Raw genomic sequence first — 15,137 nt, forward strand, 5'->3', positions numbered from 1 at the left:
TCCGTTATCGTACATGAAGGCGTTAAAATCAGCAAGATAAATTATTTAAATAATGAGAAAAGTACATAGAAAAAGAGGGAGACTCTCCCCCTCTTTTCCTCGGATTCAATTTTTTATTTTAGGAAGGACAATCCCTTTGTACAAGTTGACTGTGATCAAATAATAGATCGTGTAAATGGCAAGAAAGAGAGCAATCGGAATCCAAATTTTATAGTAAGGCTCTACCAAGATAAAGGAGAATAGGTTCATCCCAACTAAGACGTGAGTAATACCAAAGACTCCTGGGAACAAGAAGATCATAAATAGCTCCTTGTAGATGGAACCAGATAAGACACTTGGTCTTACACCGATCTTACGTAGCATCTCGTAACGGCCAATATCCTTCGTTGCACCTGATAGTACCTTAAACATTAGACAGCTTGCCATCATCGTCAAAAAGGCAATGCCTAAAAAGAAGCCCATAAAGACGGTTCCACTTGAAAAGCTGTTTAACATTTCGTAGCTCGCATATTTACTATAATACATAACTGATTCAAAACGCTCCTGCTGGCTTTCGTTTATTTGCTGCCACTGAGGTAAGTAATCAGTAAACGACTCTGTTTTCCCGATGAACACTGTCTTCTCAGGTTCATCTATGCTTAAAAAGTCTTCAGTTGATACAACAACAGCACCAGAATCAGGCCAGTTCGGTTCACTAATACTAAAAATAAATTGGCTCCATTCTGGATCCATGTATTGTTGTTCATCCGTAAGATCCCGAGTGTCCACAGGAATTTCGGCTTCTAATCGCTTTGTTTCCGGCCTTAATTCTCTGTTCATTTGATTTTCATAAATAAGTGGGCGTTGGGTATCAAGGTCATCGTCTAGGAAATATACATACTCGTCATCGATCTTGTAGAGATATTCATTTGTCTCAGTAAAATCAACTGACTCTAAGACATTCTTCTCATTATTATTTGGATCAAAAATGGTTACATCATAGACATCTGTATATTCTGTTAAGATACTGATATTGTTTTGAAACGCCATTCCAGCTGAGATGGCACCGGCTCCGAGTGCAATCAGCATGGTTACAGTTGCCAGCATTTTTTTAAGTCCATTCATGCGGAATCGCAGCTGAGAAAACGTAAAGGCCTGAATGCCCTTTTCATTTAAGCTCTTCGTATTTTTCAGGAGATTAACAATCGTTGGAATAAGGGATGAAAAGATCAGGTACGTTCCAAGCGTCGTTGCAAGTGGAGCGAGTATCAGCCCTAGCTCCCTAAGAGTCTCCATATTGATTAAGGCATAATAACCAATTGAAAGTGAGATAACCCCAAGAACTGCTGAAATGATTTTTCCTTTCCCTTTCATAGGTAGACGATCCGTTTGTGAATCGGCATGTACCAATTCCAGAACCTGAAGTCGTGCTAAGCGAATCGAATTAATGATGCCGTTTATCAAAAATAAGAGGACAAAAAACACAAGTGTAATCGCTATTGCTGGTAAGAAAAAGGAAGAATAAGTAGTGCTTTCAAAGTTTAATGTACGCATTAACAGCTTTCCAACAATTTCTGCAAGCAATACTCCAATTCCAATCCCAATGAGGAGAGATATTACACCAACCATCATTGTCTCTAAAAACATGATCTTCTGAATTTGCTTTTTCTTTGCCCCAAGTAGCATATACATTCCAAATTCCTTCTGGCGTAACGATAAAAGAAAAGAGTTGGTATAAAGGATATAGAAAAATGTAACAACTGCAAGCAAGACAGAGCCTACGTTGAATACTAACTGAATACTATTGATCATTGAGTTTTCAGATGTAAAGTCTTTGTTCCAAGCAAGTGTTTGAAACATATAGAAGATCGAAATGGACATGACGAGTCCAGCTAACAAAACGATATAGTCTTTTAGCTTACTCTTAATTCCAGATAGTGCGAGTTTTGATAACATACTGGTCCTCCTTTCTACGACTGCGTGCCTAGTGCCGCTAATTCGTCGAGTATTTGTTTAAAGAAGTCTTCTCGTGTCCCTGTTCGTGTAATTTCCTTATAGAGCTCTCCATCTTGGATAAAGAGGATTCGTTTGCAGTAGCTTGCCGCATTCGCATCATGAGTCACCATCATAATTGTGATGCTGTGATCTTCATGCAAATGTGTCATAGTCTCAAGCAGACTCTGCGCATTTTTTGAATCAAGTGCTCCCGTCGGCTCGTCCCCAAGTAACATGCTAGGATTGTGGACAAGTGCACGTGCTGCCGCTGATCGTTGCTTTTGTCCCCCAGATAGTTGAGCAGGATACTTTTGTAAGATCGATTCAATATCTAATGTCTTTGCAATTGCATGAACCTTTGGTGAGATTTCTTTTGTTGATACATTTTGTAGCGAAAGTGGTAAAGCAATGTTTTCATATACCGTCATACTTTCAAGTAAATTAAAGTCTTGAAAAATAAACCCGAGCTTTTGCGCTCTAAAATCAGCAAGCTGGTTTTGATTCATCGTTGTAATGTCCGTACCATCAATTTCAATTTGCCCAGCTGAAATGCCATCAAGAGTTGAGATCACATTCAATAATGTTGTTTTACCAGAACCTGATGGACCCATAATGCCTACAAATTCACCTTTTTCTATCTCCATGCTGACATTGTTTAATGCCTTAAATTGATTCTCCCCTTTTTTGCCGTATACTTTCTCCACGTTTGATACACGTACAACTGAATTTGTCATTATGCCGTCCTCCTGTGTTTGTTTGTACCCAAAGGGTATCACGCGGTATTGGACCATTCGTATCGATTTAACTAACATGTAGCTTACAATCGTGTAAGCTTCAGCCAAAAGTAAGAAATATAAAAAGGCTGTACCATGCGTCAAGGTACAGCCTTCAAACGAAAAACTACTTATTCTTATTTGTTGGAAGCTTACTTGTCAGAACGATCGTCATGATCATAATCAACCAGAAAAAGATGGGTACACCTACATTAAATAACTGAAACAATGACCTCACTCCGTTTTTTTAGTAGGGTGCCCACAAGCCTTAAGCATATTCTTCGTCCCATATGGAAAGCTTTGCTATCATAGACGTGAACCTATAAATGAAAGGATGTTGACATTGTCTAAAAAAGTAGAACTTGGTACATCTGGTTTATTTGTAAATCCTATTGGTCTTGGTACAAACGCAGTTGGTGGCCATAATTTGTTTAACAATCTAGATGAAGAAACAGGGAAAGAACTTGTTCGGACAGGTCTGTCAGAAGGAATAAACTTTCTAGATACAGCTTTCATTTATGGTCCTCGGCATTCCGAGCGCCTTGTGGGTGAGGTTGTGAAGGAGGCAGGCAATCGCAAGGATCTTGTCATTGCAACCAAAGCGGCACATCGCTTTGAAGGAAGTGATGTGAAAGTGGACAACTCCCCAGCCTTTCTAAAGCAATCGGTCGACGATGCACTCCGCCGCTTACAAACGGATTACATTGATTTATTCTATATCCACTTTCCAGATGAGCACACGCCTAAGGACGAAGCAGTGGGTGCACTAAAAGAATTAAAGGATGCAGGAAAAATCCTTTCAATCGGTGTATCAAACTTCTCTATTGAACAACTGAAAGAAGCAAACAAAGATGGATATGTTGACGTCTTACAAGGTGAATACAACTTGTTCACACGTGAGGCTGAACAGGATGTGCTTCCGTACATCGTTGAAAACAAGCTTTCGTTTATCCCATACTTTCCACTCGCAGCTGGATTACTCGGCGGGAAGTACACAAAGGATACAACATTTGATGATATTAGAGCGAACCATCCTTTATTTAAAGGAGACGCGTTTGAACGGAATCTAGAAAAAGTAGAATCCTTAAAAGAAATTGCAGCAAACAAAGGCGTAGAAACTGCTCATCTCACACTTGCCTGGTATCTTCAAAAGGACGGAATCGATGCGCTCATCCCAGGTGCCAAGCGCCCTGACCAAGTATCTAATAACCTAAGAACACTCGACGTTTCCCTCACTGCTGAAGAGTGGAAGGCGATTGATGAGATTTTTAAATAAGTAGGAAAAGAGGGTGGGACATAACAGTAAATCACTCACTTAAACACGAACACAGCAACAAACCCGCTACAGGAGAATCCCTCGCTTTCCACGGGTACGGCCTCAGCCCCTTACGCGGAAAAAGCGCCGCTACAGTGTCTTCACCACGTACTGTTCCGTAGGAGTCTCAGGTTCTCCCTCCGCTCATTTTGCAAAAACACGAATGGCGAATAATTTTGTCATTGAATCATTCGCCATTTTCTCATTCATTTTTGAGTAATGTTCCAAGCTCTTTTTATACAACTAAGTTAAATCATCAGTAGCAGGCGGTAACCCTTTCAAAAATGTACGAATCATTACGTCAAGCGTTTGATCTACGTCATACGGCAATCCAAATCCTTGCTCCTGCTCAAGCGTCACAAACCCATGTAACATACTACGCAGCATTCGAATAACGTGAATGGCATGATCGTTCTCTAAGTTAAATTCCTCTAGCACACGCTTGATCACATGTACAATCTGCCCTTGCACCTGTTTTAGTTCAACATTCTCTTCCTCCGCTGCACGCGAAGTCGCTTCGTATAGTCCAGGATGCTCCTTGGCAAATGTCACGTATGCATAACTAAATTGCTTAACGGCATCCTCTTTACTCACATCTAAAATGCTCTCTTCTAATCTCTCTAAAAGCTTTTGACATCCATGAACCGCAAGTAAGTCATGAAGCTCATCGAGGCCACGAACATGATTGTATAAAGAGGGTGGCTTGATCTTTAATTTATCAGCCAATGCTCCGATTGATAACTGCTTTAGCCCTTGTTCATCAGCAATAGTAGATGCTGAATCTACAATGTCTGATATCGTTAAACCTCTTCTTGGAGTCATCCACTGTGCCTACTTTCCGCTTCTTTTATTGCCAAATTGATTTGTTCAGCCGGAGATGCAATCATTTGTCCATGGCCAGCAGCAAGTAGTGTTGGTTTTAACTCACGGATTTTCAGTGCGCTTTCTAGAGCCTTTCCTTTACTCCACGTTGCAAATGCAGGTGCTGGAAAACGCCATTTCATCACACCTGATACAGCAATACCTCCCCTAACTTGAAACGCATCCCCTACGATGACTGCATTTGATCGAGTATCGAGAAGACTGATAGAGCCGGGTGTATGCCCTGGAGTTTCAATAACAGACAAGGAACCAATTTGGTCGCCTTCCACAAGCAACTGATCTGGTGACGTTTGAATCGATGTTGGTACACCGCCTCGAATGGGCGTATCTTCTTACCCTGTAAAAGTCCTTTATCTCCTTTTAATAGCCTAGCATCCCTTTTTGAAATGCTAACTTGAACATGCGGTAGCAGCTCTTTTAGTTTATCTAAAGACCCAATATGATCACTGTGCGCATGCGTTAAGATGATTTGCTTAATCGGCTTTCCAATCTTCTCTGCGGTCTGCAGGATTTTCATATAACTAGATGGTAATGCTGCATCGATTAGTGTCAGGTACTCACTTTCCTCTATAAGATAACAATTAACCGGAAATAATGTGGGCAAAAAAGCAAGCTGATAAATCTGATTACTCTTTGTTACCTTCATTTTCATCACCCTTCCCAAAATAAACTAATCTCATTAGTTTTATAATAACTAATGAGATTAGTTTACGCAACTTTTTTTGATTTGTGATGAAGCTTAGTGTATTCCTAACGCATTTCTTAGATAGATTTTTAATCCTTCAATTAGCCCGCCAATATCTGTTTCCACTTCTTCTCCTAAATTACGATGGAGAATTAGACCATCTGTTAAAATGATGATATATGAAGCGATGACATCAGGTGTTTGAATTGGATTAAATTCTCCTGCTGCTGTTCCCTTTTCAATGACATCAACATAAAAGCCTCGTACGTTTTTTAATCGTTTTTCTAAAAAAAGTGTTCGATCTTTGTTTGCATCTCTAAACCCCGCTACAAAATATTCGTAGTTTACTAAGCCTATCGGATCCGTTGGTACTGTATCGTGCGCTTCGACAATCGCTTCAAGAACACCCCAACTTGTTTCATACTTCTCATAAAGTCTGTCTTTTTGCCCCGTGAATGCTTCTTCTCCTTGATCCATTAAGGCTCTCATCATCTCCTCAGTACTTGAGAAGTATTGATAGACCCCACCGCGGCTCATTCCTGATTCTTCCACTACATCATGCATCGTTGTTCTTTCAAATCCTTTTCGGATAAAAACGGTTTTAGCCGCTGCAATAATTTCATTTCTACGCTTTTCCTTGTGCGCTTGCGATACTTTCGGAGACATGGATGTGCCTTCTTTCTACCACGTATTTAACAGGGATTGTGACAAGCCCCAGTACAATAAGCAAGCTCCCTGATAAAATAAATGCTACCACAACTCCGAATCCTTCCGATAGTAGTCCACCTGTTATAATGCCGAGTAACATGCCGAATGTGGTTAAACTGTTGATAAACCCAAAGACACGTCCAGTCTTATCCACAGGTGTTTGTTTTTGAGCAAGAATATTTGTGGTAATTGAAACAGCTCCAATGGAAAAGCCCATGACAAAAAATAATGCGGGATACACAATGGTGAGGACAGATACAGGAAAACCACTTATAAGTGCCACGGATACCAAGACAAACCCCATTACGAGTGTGGCTGTAAATAATATCGTTAATGTAGAACGAATCTTTTTACGCGCATAATAAGCATTCGCTAAAAATGTCCCTGCTCCAGCACATGCGATGCCGTAGCCCATCACCTTTGTTGGATCTATGAAAATGTCACGTAAAAGAATAATAATTTGAGTATCTGCAATTTGGAGAGCGAGCATCATAAAACTGAGTAGCAACACACTGATTAATACAACTGGAATGGTGCGAAGAAATAGAAATCCTTCTCGTAAATCAGCTTGCAATGTAGTGATCCAGCTCTTTTTTGTTGGTTGAACGTTTTGAGGAGTTTTTATTGATTTGGGTACCTTTAATAGAAGTAATGTAGAAACAGCAATGACGATTGCGTTTGTGATAAAGGAGCCTTGGATCCCGATCACAGCCACCAAAAGCCCACTTAGAAAAGGCCCGATGATTTTTGACGCATGATCAATCATTCCACTGATTCCCATCGCTGCTTGAATGTGTTCCGTGCCAATGATTTCTTTAACCTTCCCACTCTTAGCAGGTACAAAAAGCGTCTCAAAAAACCCCCGTACAAATACCAGCGCATAAACCTGCCAAAGAGCAGTGGAAAACGCAATGCCGAGGACAAGAATAATACAAACAACATTTGAGATAATCATGATATGTTTTCGTTCAAACCGATCCGCAAGCACTCCCGCAATGGGCGCTAGAAGTACCATTGGAGCCACAAACATGAGCATCACCCCGGACATTTCAAGTGGCGACGCATTCCATTTCAATGCAACAAGCCCCATTAAAGCAAGCATATCCAGCCAGCTTCCGAGCGATGATAACGTTTGAGCAGCAATCATATACACATATCCCTTGTTCTGAAACAACTTTTTAGCCTCTACATTCCCCAACTAAACCCCTCCAATAAACAAAAGTGACAACCTTGTCGTTATTATAAACGACAAGGTTGTCACTTTACAAGATTTTCTTTTGGATTATTTTTGAAAATATAAATCGTCTAACTCTTTTATTGAATGATCTCCTGATAAGTCTATGAAGTAAAAGCACTGCCACTGCTGCGTTTTTCTAGCAGTAGTGTTTAATCCTTCTATCCAATCTGGATACACTCTAAAAGCCATTTTCCCTTGTTGATCCTTGGTTTTTAGAATTCCTCGCTTGATCAATTCATTCTTTGGAAAGATGAACTGTCCCCTCTTGTGCATAGCCTGATCAATGACTGAGATGATGACCTTTTCAGTCATCTGATCTACTGCATAGGCTTGATTCTTACCCTGATTATCCTTTAACCAAAGGGCTACAAAGTACCCCTTCTTTTTCGGAGTCGTTTTTGCAAGACGACTTCGAAAAGAAACACCATCAATGCTTATAGAAAAGCCCTCATAATCTTTGTTACTATCTTCTTTTACAAGGTTTTTTAATAGATGATCCCCCCGAAAAATAGCTTGTATAAGTGACTCTGATTTCATAAACGACAACTCCCTTTCTATAAAAGTTTCTCAGGCGATTCAGCATACCACTCTGTATATCCACACCTAATACAGACAATGGGCTTGACCACTGAGAGCTTACTGTTTGTAAATAGCTTTGCTCCCTCAGGATTTTTGACCAAAAATCCAGATAACCCCTGGTCAACATGACATTCGATCGTTTCACTTCCACACTTTTACTAATGTCTTACTACTTTCTACGGAGAGCATCCTTTGAAGTTTCACGCAGGTACTTCACACATTCGTTGGGAAAGTGTTTCATATATGTTCAAAATGGGAAAAGATTGAAGAATTCTTCCTTTGCACCCTTGTAAGAAAACAGCTATTCATCAAAGAATAAAACAAAAAGGAGACATGTAATGAGAAAAAAATGGATTAATGGGACAATTGTAAGTTTTTCTATCATGGCGTTGTTAAGCGCGTGCGGAGACAGTGAGAGAGGCGAGTCAAATACATCAGCTAATGCTGATAGTAGTTCAGAGCAAAATGAAGAAGGCAATGATACAGAAGTTGAGCTTGAGGGATATAGTGAGGTTGCAGAAATTCCTGTTGATGGGAATGTTTCTGATCCTGTATTTTATATAAGCGGGAATGGAGACAAACTACTTTGGGCAGAACAGCCTGGACAGTTCGCTCATATTGAGGGCTCGAAGATTTGGATTGATGGCGAGATAAAAGAAGCTGACATTCCTGAGCGTGATCCTGCCATCCAACCAATGCTTTCGGAAAGTGGAAAGATCGTCTATTCTCACTCGGATTTTGACAAACCTGTTGAAGAGCGTTACTGGGTCAGTGAGCAAGATCCTTCAACTGGAGAGGAAACAGATACTTATATGGATAATGATTGGGATCAATATGTTGTCACAATGGGGTCAAATTATTCTGAGGATCCAAGACGTGTCATTGGAGTTCTAGACCACTATGACGAGGAAGTTGTCCATATGTACATTTGGGACATGGACTCAAATGACATTAAAGAAATTGATCTAACAGAAACTGTGTCAAATGAGGTTGAACTAGAAGAGTTAACCTTATATCCACACGGAGCCATTACCAGTGATGGTACTCAACTGTATGCTGTACTTGCTGATGTTGGGATCCTTCGATATAACTTAGAGGATGAAACGTCTGAGTTCATTTACTCTGCCGATATTGGTTTCTTCGCAAACAATGAGAAATCTCAAACAACCATCTTAACCTCAGATGATCGCTACATCCTTTACGCGATACTGGATGATGATCGAAACATGACTCATTTTGCATATGAAATTGAGTCTGGTGAATCGATTGAACTTGGTGAAGGCATTGCAACCTATCCATTGGCAGATGGGACTGTCATGATGTTTAACACGAACAATGAATTTATTCATTTTGATCTTGATACAGAAACTTCTACCGTTGCCCACACTCCTGAATTAGATGAAGACGACCGTATTGATAGTTTTACAGTAAGCAAGGACGGGACCACACTCGCTTATGCCGTTCGTGATCACGATGAAACCGTTATTCGATTAATGAAAAATGAATGATATATGTAACTAGCAATGATAAACTCTTAGACCTCTGTCTAAGAGTTTTCATTTTGAGGAATACCAAAAAACTCCGTTCAATTTGAACGAAGCTCTTTTTGATTATATAAGTGAATCGTCACTTTAAACAAATCGCCGTCAATTTCAAGCTTCAGTTGACCACCGTGTAGTTCAGCAATGGATTGTGCAATAGCCAGGCCTAGCCCTGACCCTTCCGTATGACGTGCTTCATCGGCACGCTTAAAGCGCTCGAATAGCTCCTCTGGATTCTCACTTAACTCATAGCGCGAGATGTTCTTAATGACAATGTCTACTTGCCCGTTTAGTGCCGTCACTGTTAAATAGACACGTGTACCCGGCTGCGAATATTTTGAGACATTTAACAAGAGATTATCGAGCATACGCCAGCATTTCTGCCCGTCTACATACACAAACAAATCCTCTTCCGGCATATGCAAGCGAAGGTCTAGCCGCTCCTGATCAAAGGCTTCTTGGTGCTCAACAATTGCTTGTTGAATCAGCTGCTTCAGCTCAATATTTGCTTTTTTCAGTTCAATTTGACCACTTGCCATTTTTGACACATCAAATAAATCATCAATAAGGACTTTTAATCGCTCTGACTTTCTTGCAAGAACGTCCACGTAGGATTGACGTTCCTCCGTTGGCAAGTCAGGATTTTTAAGTAGATCAGTGTACGTAATAATTGATGTTAACGGAGTTCGTAAGTCGTGACTGACATTTGTAATGAGCTCCGTTTTCATCCGTTCGCTTTTTGCCTGTTCATTCATTGAGTGAGAAATCCCTTCACGCAGCTGGTTGATATATTTGGCATGAGTGGTGATAAATGAGTGACCTTTTATTTCGACAGGTGCACGAAGCGTACCATTAGTAAGCTGCTCAGTTTGTTTGATCACTTGGTTAAGGTAGCCAAGTCTCAGTAGGAAAATGGTGAGTGCTGGGATGCCGAAGAATAAAGTACTGACAACAAATATAAGTGCTGCCAGATCCGGTGGAGCAATAAATAATGATAGAGTTCCAATCCCCCATATTAACATGCTGATCATAAAGAAAAGGATCTTGAGCAATAAAGGTATATTTGAGAATGCATCACGAATGGTACGATACGTTCTTAGAATAACTCCTTGTTTTAAGCCCTCGATTAAATAAGTGCCATCCTTGATCTCAAGATAAAGCCATACTACTTGATGGAGTGCGAGCCAGATAAAAAAGATGTAGAAAGCAAAAAGGATAAAAAAACCTAGATCAATGTAATACAAAAAGCTAAATGAATCTAATTGTGCTCCCAAAGAAAAAGCAAATGCAAAAATTCCGGTTAAAGCCAATAGAAAAAACCGAACATCAAGTGCCATTGCTGAATATCTTGTTCTCATTGAATTATCTTTAAACCAATTCAAATTTATCTTAAACCTAGTGAATAAAAGGACACTTGCTCCTATACTGATCAGAATTACAACAGGAATTAAAAATGACACAATTAGTCCGACTGAATAAAACATACCTGATAGATTCCCTAGGTTGCCTAAAAAATTCAACACACCCACCAGCGCAATCCCTAGCAACAAACTCCAGCTTATCGTTTTTCCAAAATGCTCTCTCACAATTGATTTGCCTCCTTTTCAATCAGATAGCCTACACCCCATACAACTTTTACATAATGAGGGTTTTTAGGGTCAACTTCGATTTTTTCTCTGATCTTTCTTATGTGAACGGCCACGATATTTTCTGAATTATAAGCGGGTTCGTTCCACACTCGCTCGTAAATCTCATGAATGGAAAAGACACGTCCAAGATGTCTCATGAGTAGCTCGGTTATGCGATATTCAATAGGAGTCAACTTGATAGTCACACCATCAAGTTGTACACACTTTGCCTCTTGATCAAGGGTGAGTCCGTCCACGCGTATGACCGTATCCTTCTTTTCATACGTGCCGAGCTGTGTATACCTTCTCATTTGTGATTTCACACGAGCCATTAGCTCCATCGGATGAAATGGCTTTGTTATGTAATCGTCCGCGCCAATGGATAGACCATGAATCTTGTCTGTGTCCTCAGACTTTGCACTTAGCATGATAATGGGAATGTTGCGCTCTTGCCTTATTTTAAATGTAGCCTCAATTCCATTCATCTCAGGCATCATAATGTCTAAAATAAGCAGATGAACCTCATTTTCTTCAAGAAGATTTAATGCCTCTTGCCCATTTTCTGCCTGAAGTACCTGGTATCCATCATTCTTTAAATAGATATCAATACCGTCGCGAATGTCTTTATCATCATCCACAACCATGACTGTATAGCCTGCCATTGTCTAACCTCCGCTCAACCTTTTCTTCATAGTCCTATTGTACCCCCCATATCTGAAGTTTCCAGTACTGAAAAACTGAAGAAATTCTTAAGAAATCGCTGTGGAGATTAAGAATGATTGAGAATTGTGCCGTATTAGGTGAGGAGGGGGAGGGCATAAGTTTAATTATGCATATAGTTTTTTTGAGCAGGTTCCTCGGGGTTTTGCGCATTCTAGTTTTTTTGAGCATGCACCCTGCTTTTTGCGCATCTTAGCTTTTTTTGAGCATGAACCCTGTGTTTTTGTGCATCTTAGCTTTTTTTGAGCATGGACACTAGGTTTTTGCGCATTCTAGCTTTTTTTGAGCACGTACCCCGCTTTTTTGCGCCTTTTAGCTTTTTTTGAGCACGTACCCCGCTTTTTTGCGCATTCTAGCTTTTTTTGAGCATGGACCCTGCTTTTTTACGCATTCTAGCTTTTTTTGAGCACGTACCCCGCTTTTTTGCGCATCCCGCTCCGCACCTCCATCCCCGCGCAATCCTCATCCACTGGCCCCCCAACAAAAAAGATCGCCCTCGGGCGATCTTCACTTCTTATATCGTAAATTCTACTTCGCCACCATCAACGATTCTTTCTGCTGGCTTTGTTTGAGCGATAATCTTTCCTGCTCGTACGGAGTACAAGACTGGAGCTTGCTGTCTGATCATCGTGAATTCGTCTGGTGCGCCGACGATGATGAGGTTTGCTGGTTTGCCTTCTTCAATTCCGTACTGGTCTTGGATGTTGAGGACTTTGGCACTGTTGGCTGTGATGAAATCAATGGATTGTTTGATTTGATCGTAGCCCATCAGATGTGTGACGTGTAGTCCCATGTGCAGGACCTGCAGCATGTTGCCTGTTCCAAGTGGATACCATGGGTCGAAGATGTCATCGTGACCAAAGGAAACGTTGAGTCCGGCTTCTTGTAGTTCTTTGACTCTTGTAATGCCGCGACGTTTTGGATAACTGTCGAAGCGTCCTTGAAGATGTGTGTTGACTAGTGGATTGGCGACAAAGTTTAGGTCTGCCATCTTGAATACACGCATGAGCTTAGCGACATAGGCGTTATTATAGGAATGCATCGCTGTTGTGTGTGATGCTGTCACTTTAGCGCCCATGCCTGTTTGATAGGCCTTTGCTGCGACAACTTCAACAAAACGAGATTGCTCATCATCAATTTCATCACAATGGAAATCTAACAGCTTGCCGTATTTTTCAGCTAGGTCAAAGGAAATATTGATGCTTTCTACACCCATTTCACGTGTCAGTTCAAAATGAGGAATGCCACCAACTACATCGGCGCCTAGTTGAATCGCTTCTTCAAGTAGTTCTTTTCCTTTTGGATAAGAGAGAATGCCTTCTTGTGGAAAGGCTACAAGCTGTACGTCTACTAAATGCTTCATTTCTTCTTTTACTTCAAGAAGGGCTTTAAAGGCTGTTAGCTTTTCATCTGTTGTATCAACATGTGTGCGTACAAATTGGATACCCTGCGCGGCTTGCCATGTTAAGGCTTTTTTGGCACGTTGTTTGACGTCTTCATGCGTTAATTTTTCTTTTCGCTCAGTCCAGCGCTGAATACCTTCAAAAAGCGTACCGGACTGATTCCAGTTTGGATCGCCTGCTGTCATCGTTGAATCTAAATGGATATGAGGCTCAATGAATGGCGCAAGAACCATATTTCCACCTGCATCGATTACGTCCTCGCCCTCCATCTCAATACGACGATCAATTTTTTCAATAGCATGTTCATTTAAAAGTAAATCCCAAAGTCCTTCGCGATCTCGTAAGGTTGCATTTCTAATGATCATATTGTTCCCTCTCTCTGTTTGTTTTATTTTTTATCTGTTAGCTTGCTTATGATCACATAACTAATGCCAGCCCCAAGTAAGGAGTTGAGTGGTGGAATGCCTGGTATGAATAAGGCGCATAGTAACCCAATCAACCAAGCAGCAATGGCCTGATAGCGGACTGAGACCGAGCTCTCCTCAAGCTTTCCATACTGACCTTTGCTCCGGATAAGGTAGTCAGCGATTAGGATGGCTCCGATCGGCGGTAAGGTTAAGTTTAAAAAGTTCAGCCAGCTCATAAAGTTGTTGTATAACCACATAGCGAGTAATGTACCAAGCATACCGTTAAAAATCACTAGTTTGTTTTTAGGTAGCTTTGTAATATTTGAAAAACCAAGTCCAGATGCATATAACGAATTATCATTTGTTGTCCAGATGTTGAGACCTAAGATGATGAGTGCGGGTATGATTAACCCTTGCGTGAACATGACCTCAGAAATCTCTGATTGACCTGTTGAAATGGCGCCAATCGCTCCAAACAAAAACATTAAGGAGTTACCAAGAAAAAAGGCGAGCAATGTGGTCGAGACGGCAATCTTTTTTGTTTTGGCAAATCGTGCAAAGTCTGGTGTCAGTGTTCCTCCACTAATAAAGGAGCCAAGACAAATCGAGATAGCAGCAGCAATACCTAATGTTTCGACGGGCTGATAGGCCATAAGCTCTTCGAACCCACCCATAGAACTAACGGCTCGAGTACTTGAGACCGTTCCAAGGACGGCGATGGCCGGGACAGCCACAAAGCTAAGGACTGTTAATGCACGAATGCCTAAGTAAGCGGTCGCTGTCATTAGCATCCCCCCAATAATAATGATGAGCCAAATGTTTACTCCAGTGACCTTTTGAAAAGGGAGCGCAAACATCATCACGCCAACCCCAAACCAGCCAATTTGTGTAATGCTTAAAAGAAACGAAGGAAGATAAGAGCCTTGATGGCCAAATGAATACCGTGTTAATAAATGTGTGGATAACCCTGTCTTTGCCGCGATATACGATAGGGTGCCCGTATACGCACCAAGCAGAAGATTCCCAATGAGAACGGTGATAATGAATTGTGAAAATGTGAGCCCCTGACCGAGCGTGCCTCCTGCCAGCATACTTGCTGAGAAAAACGTAAAGCCTACCATCAGCATAGTCATTTTCCAGAAGCCTCTTCTATGCGTTGCTGTTACAGCCTCCAGTGCAAAATCATGATCTACATAATCCTTACCCATCTTTACTTCCTCCATTCATTCTTAGCAAAAAAGCCCGGGAAGAATCAATGGATTCTTCACCGGACTTTTCCTCCCAG

12 protein-coding genes and 1 pseudogene are annotated in these 15,137 nt (G+C 41.0%); 2 read left to right on the plus strand and 11 right to left on the minus strand.

The window, feature by feature from the left end; translation table 11 throughout:
* Positions 1-105: 105 nt before the first annotated feature.
* Both ACQKKO_RS07575 and ACQKKO_RS07580 read right to left on the minus strand, forming a co-directional pair.
* Positions 106-1,935, minus strand: coding sequence for an ABC transporter permease (locus ACQKKO_RS07575; protein WP_498645853.1), 1,830 nt, complete (start codon positions 1,933-1,935; stop codon positions 106-108).
* Positions 1,936-1,949: 14 nt separating this feature from the next.
* Positions 1,950-2,708: an ABC transporter ATP-binding protein gene (locus tag ACQKKO_RS07580; protein WP_498645855.1), complete on the minus strand. Its 759-nt coding sequence runs from the start codon at positions 2,706-2,708 to the stop codon at positions 1,950-1,952.
* A 373-nt stretch (positions 2,709-3,081) separates the two neighbouring features.
* Between ACQKKO_RS07580 and ACQKKO_RS07585 the strand changes: the two genes are divergently transcribed.
* Positions 3,082-4,023, plus strand: coding sequence for an aldo/keto reductase (locus ACQKKO_RS07585; RefSeq protein WP_498645857.1), 942 nt, complete (start codon positions 3,082-3,084; stop codon positions 4,021-4,023).
* A gap of 282 nt (positions 4,024-4,305) precedes the next feature.
* On the opposite strand, the gene ACQKKO_RS07590 is transcribed toward ACQKKO_RS07585, so the two are convergent.
* The 5 genes and pseudogenes from ACQKKO_RS07590 to ACQKKO_RS07610 all read right to left on the minus strand — a co-directional run bounded on the left by ACQKKO_RS07590 (position 4,306) and on the right by ACQKKO_RS07610 (position 8,111).
* Positions 4,306-4,884 carry a TetR/AcrR family transcriptional regulator gene (locus ACQKKO_RS07590; RefSeq protein WP_498645859.1) on the minus strand — a complete coding sequence of 193 codons (579 nt, stop codon included), beginning with the start codon at positions 4,882-4,884 and terminating at the stop codon, positions 4,306-4,308.
* Positions 4,881-5,590: pseudogene (locus ACQKKO_RS07595) on the minus strand (MBL fold metallo-hydrolase). Before ACQKKO_RS07595 ends, ACQKKO_RS07590 begins: the two are co-directional and overlap by 4 nt.
* Before the next feature lie 93 nt (positions 5,591-5,683).
* Complete coding sequence (locus ACQKKO_RS07600) at positions 5,684-6,295, minus strand: TetR/AcrR family transcriptional regulator (RefSeq protein WP_498645860.1); 612 nt, start codon at positions 6,293-6,295, stop codon at positions 5,684-5,686.
* Entirely contained in the window at positions 6,255-7,535 is a 1,281-nt protein-coding gene (locus ACQKKO_RS07605) for an MFS transporter (protein WP_498645862.1), read from the minus strand. Before ACQKKO_RS07605 ends, ACQKKO_RS07600 begins: the two co-directional genes overlap by 41 nt.
* 84 nt (positions 7,536-7,619) lie before the next feature.
* Positions 7,620-8,111: a MepB family protein gene (locus tag ACQKKO_RS07610; protein WP_498645864.1), complete on the minus strand. Its 492-nt coding sequence runs from the start codon at positions 8,109-8,111 to the stop codon at positions 7,620-7,622.
* A gap of 380 nt (positions 8,112-8,491) precedes the next feature.
* On the opposite strand from ACQKKO_RS07610, the gene ACQKKO_RS07615 reads away from it, so the two are divergent.
* Positions 8,492-9,661 (plus strand): hypothetical protein, encoded by a 1,170-nt coding sequence (locus ACQKKO_RS07615; RefSeq protein ID WP_498645866.1) that lies wholly within the window; start codon positions 8,492-8,494, stop codon positions 9,659-9,661.
* Positions 9,662-9,738: 77 nt separating this feature from the next.
* On the opposite strand, the gene ACQKKO_RS07620 is transcribed toward ACQKKO_RS07615, so the two are convergent.
* The 4 genes from ACQKKO_RS07620 to codB all read right to left on the minus strand — a co-directional run bounded on the left by ACQKKO_RS07620 (position 9,739) and on the right by codB (position 15,060).
* The gene (locus ACQKKO_RS07620; RefSeq protein ID WP_498645869.1) at positions 9,739-11,280 is read right to left on the minus strand and encodes a sensor histidine kinase; all 1,542 of its coding nucleotides are present in this window, start codon (positions 11,278-11,280) and stop codon (positions 9,739-9,741) included.
* Positions 11,277-11,984, minus strand: a complete 708-nt coding sequence (locus ACQKKO_RS07625) for a response regulator transcription factor (RefSeq protein WP_498645871.1) — start codon at positions 11,982-11,984, stop codon at positions 11,277-11,279. The genes ACQKKO_RS07620 and ACQKKO_RS07625 overlap by 4 nt, the downstream gene beginning before the upstream one ends.
* A 572-nt stretch (positions 11,985-12,556) precedes the next feature.
* Positions 12,557-13,810 (minus strand): cytosine deaminase, encoded by a 1,254-nt coding sequence (gene codA, locus ACQKKO_RS07630; protein WP_498645873.1) that lies wholly within the window; start codon positions 13,808-13,810, stop codon positions 12,557-12,559.
* 23 nt (positions 13,811-13,833) lie between these two features.
* Entirely contained in the window at positions 13,834-15,060 is a 1,227-nt protein-coding gene (gene codB / locus ACQKKO_RS07635) for a cytosine permease (RefSeq protein ID WP_498645875.1), read from the minus strand.
* Between the last annotated feature and the right edge of the window lie 77 nt (positions 15,061-15,137).

It is taken from the genome of Alkalihalobacillus sp. NPDC127517, assembly GCF_050276055.1.
Lineage (GTDB): Bacteria > Bacillota > Bacilli > Bacillales > Bacillaceae_D > Alkalicoccobacillus.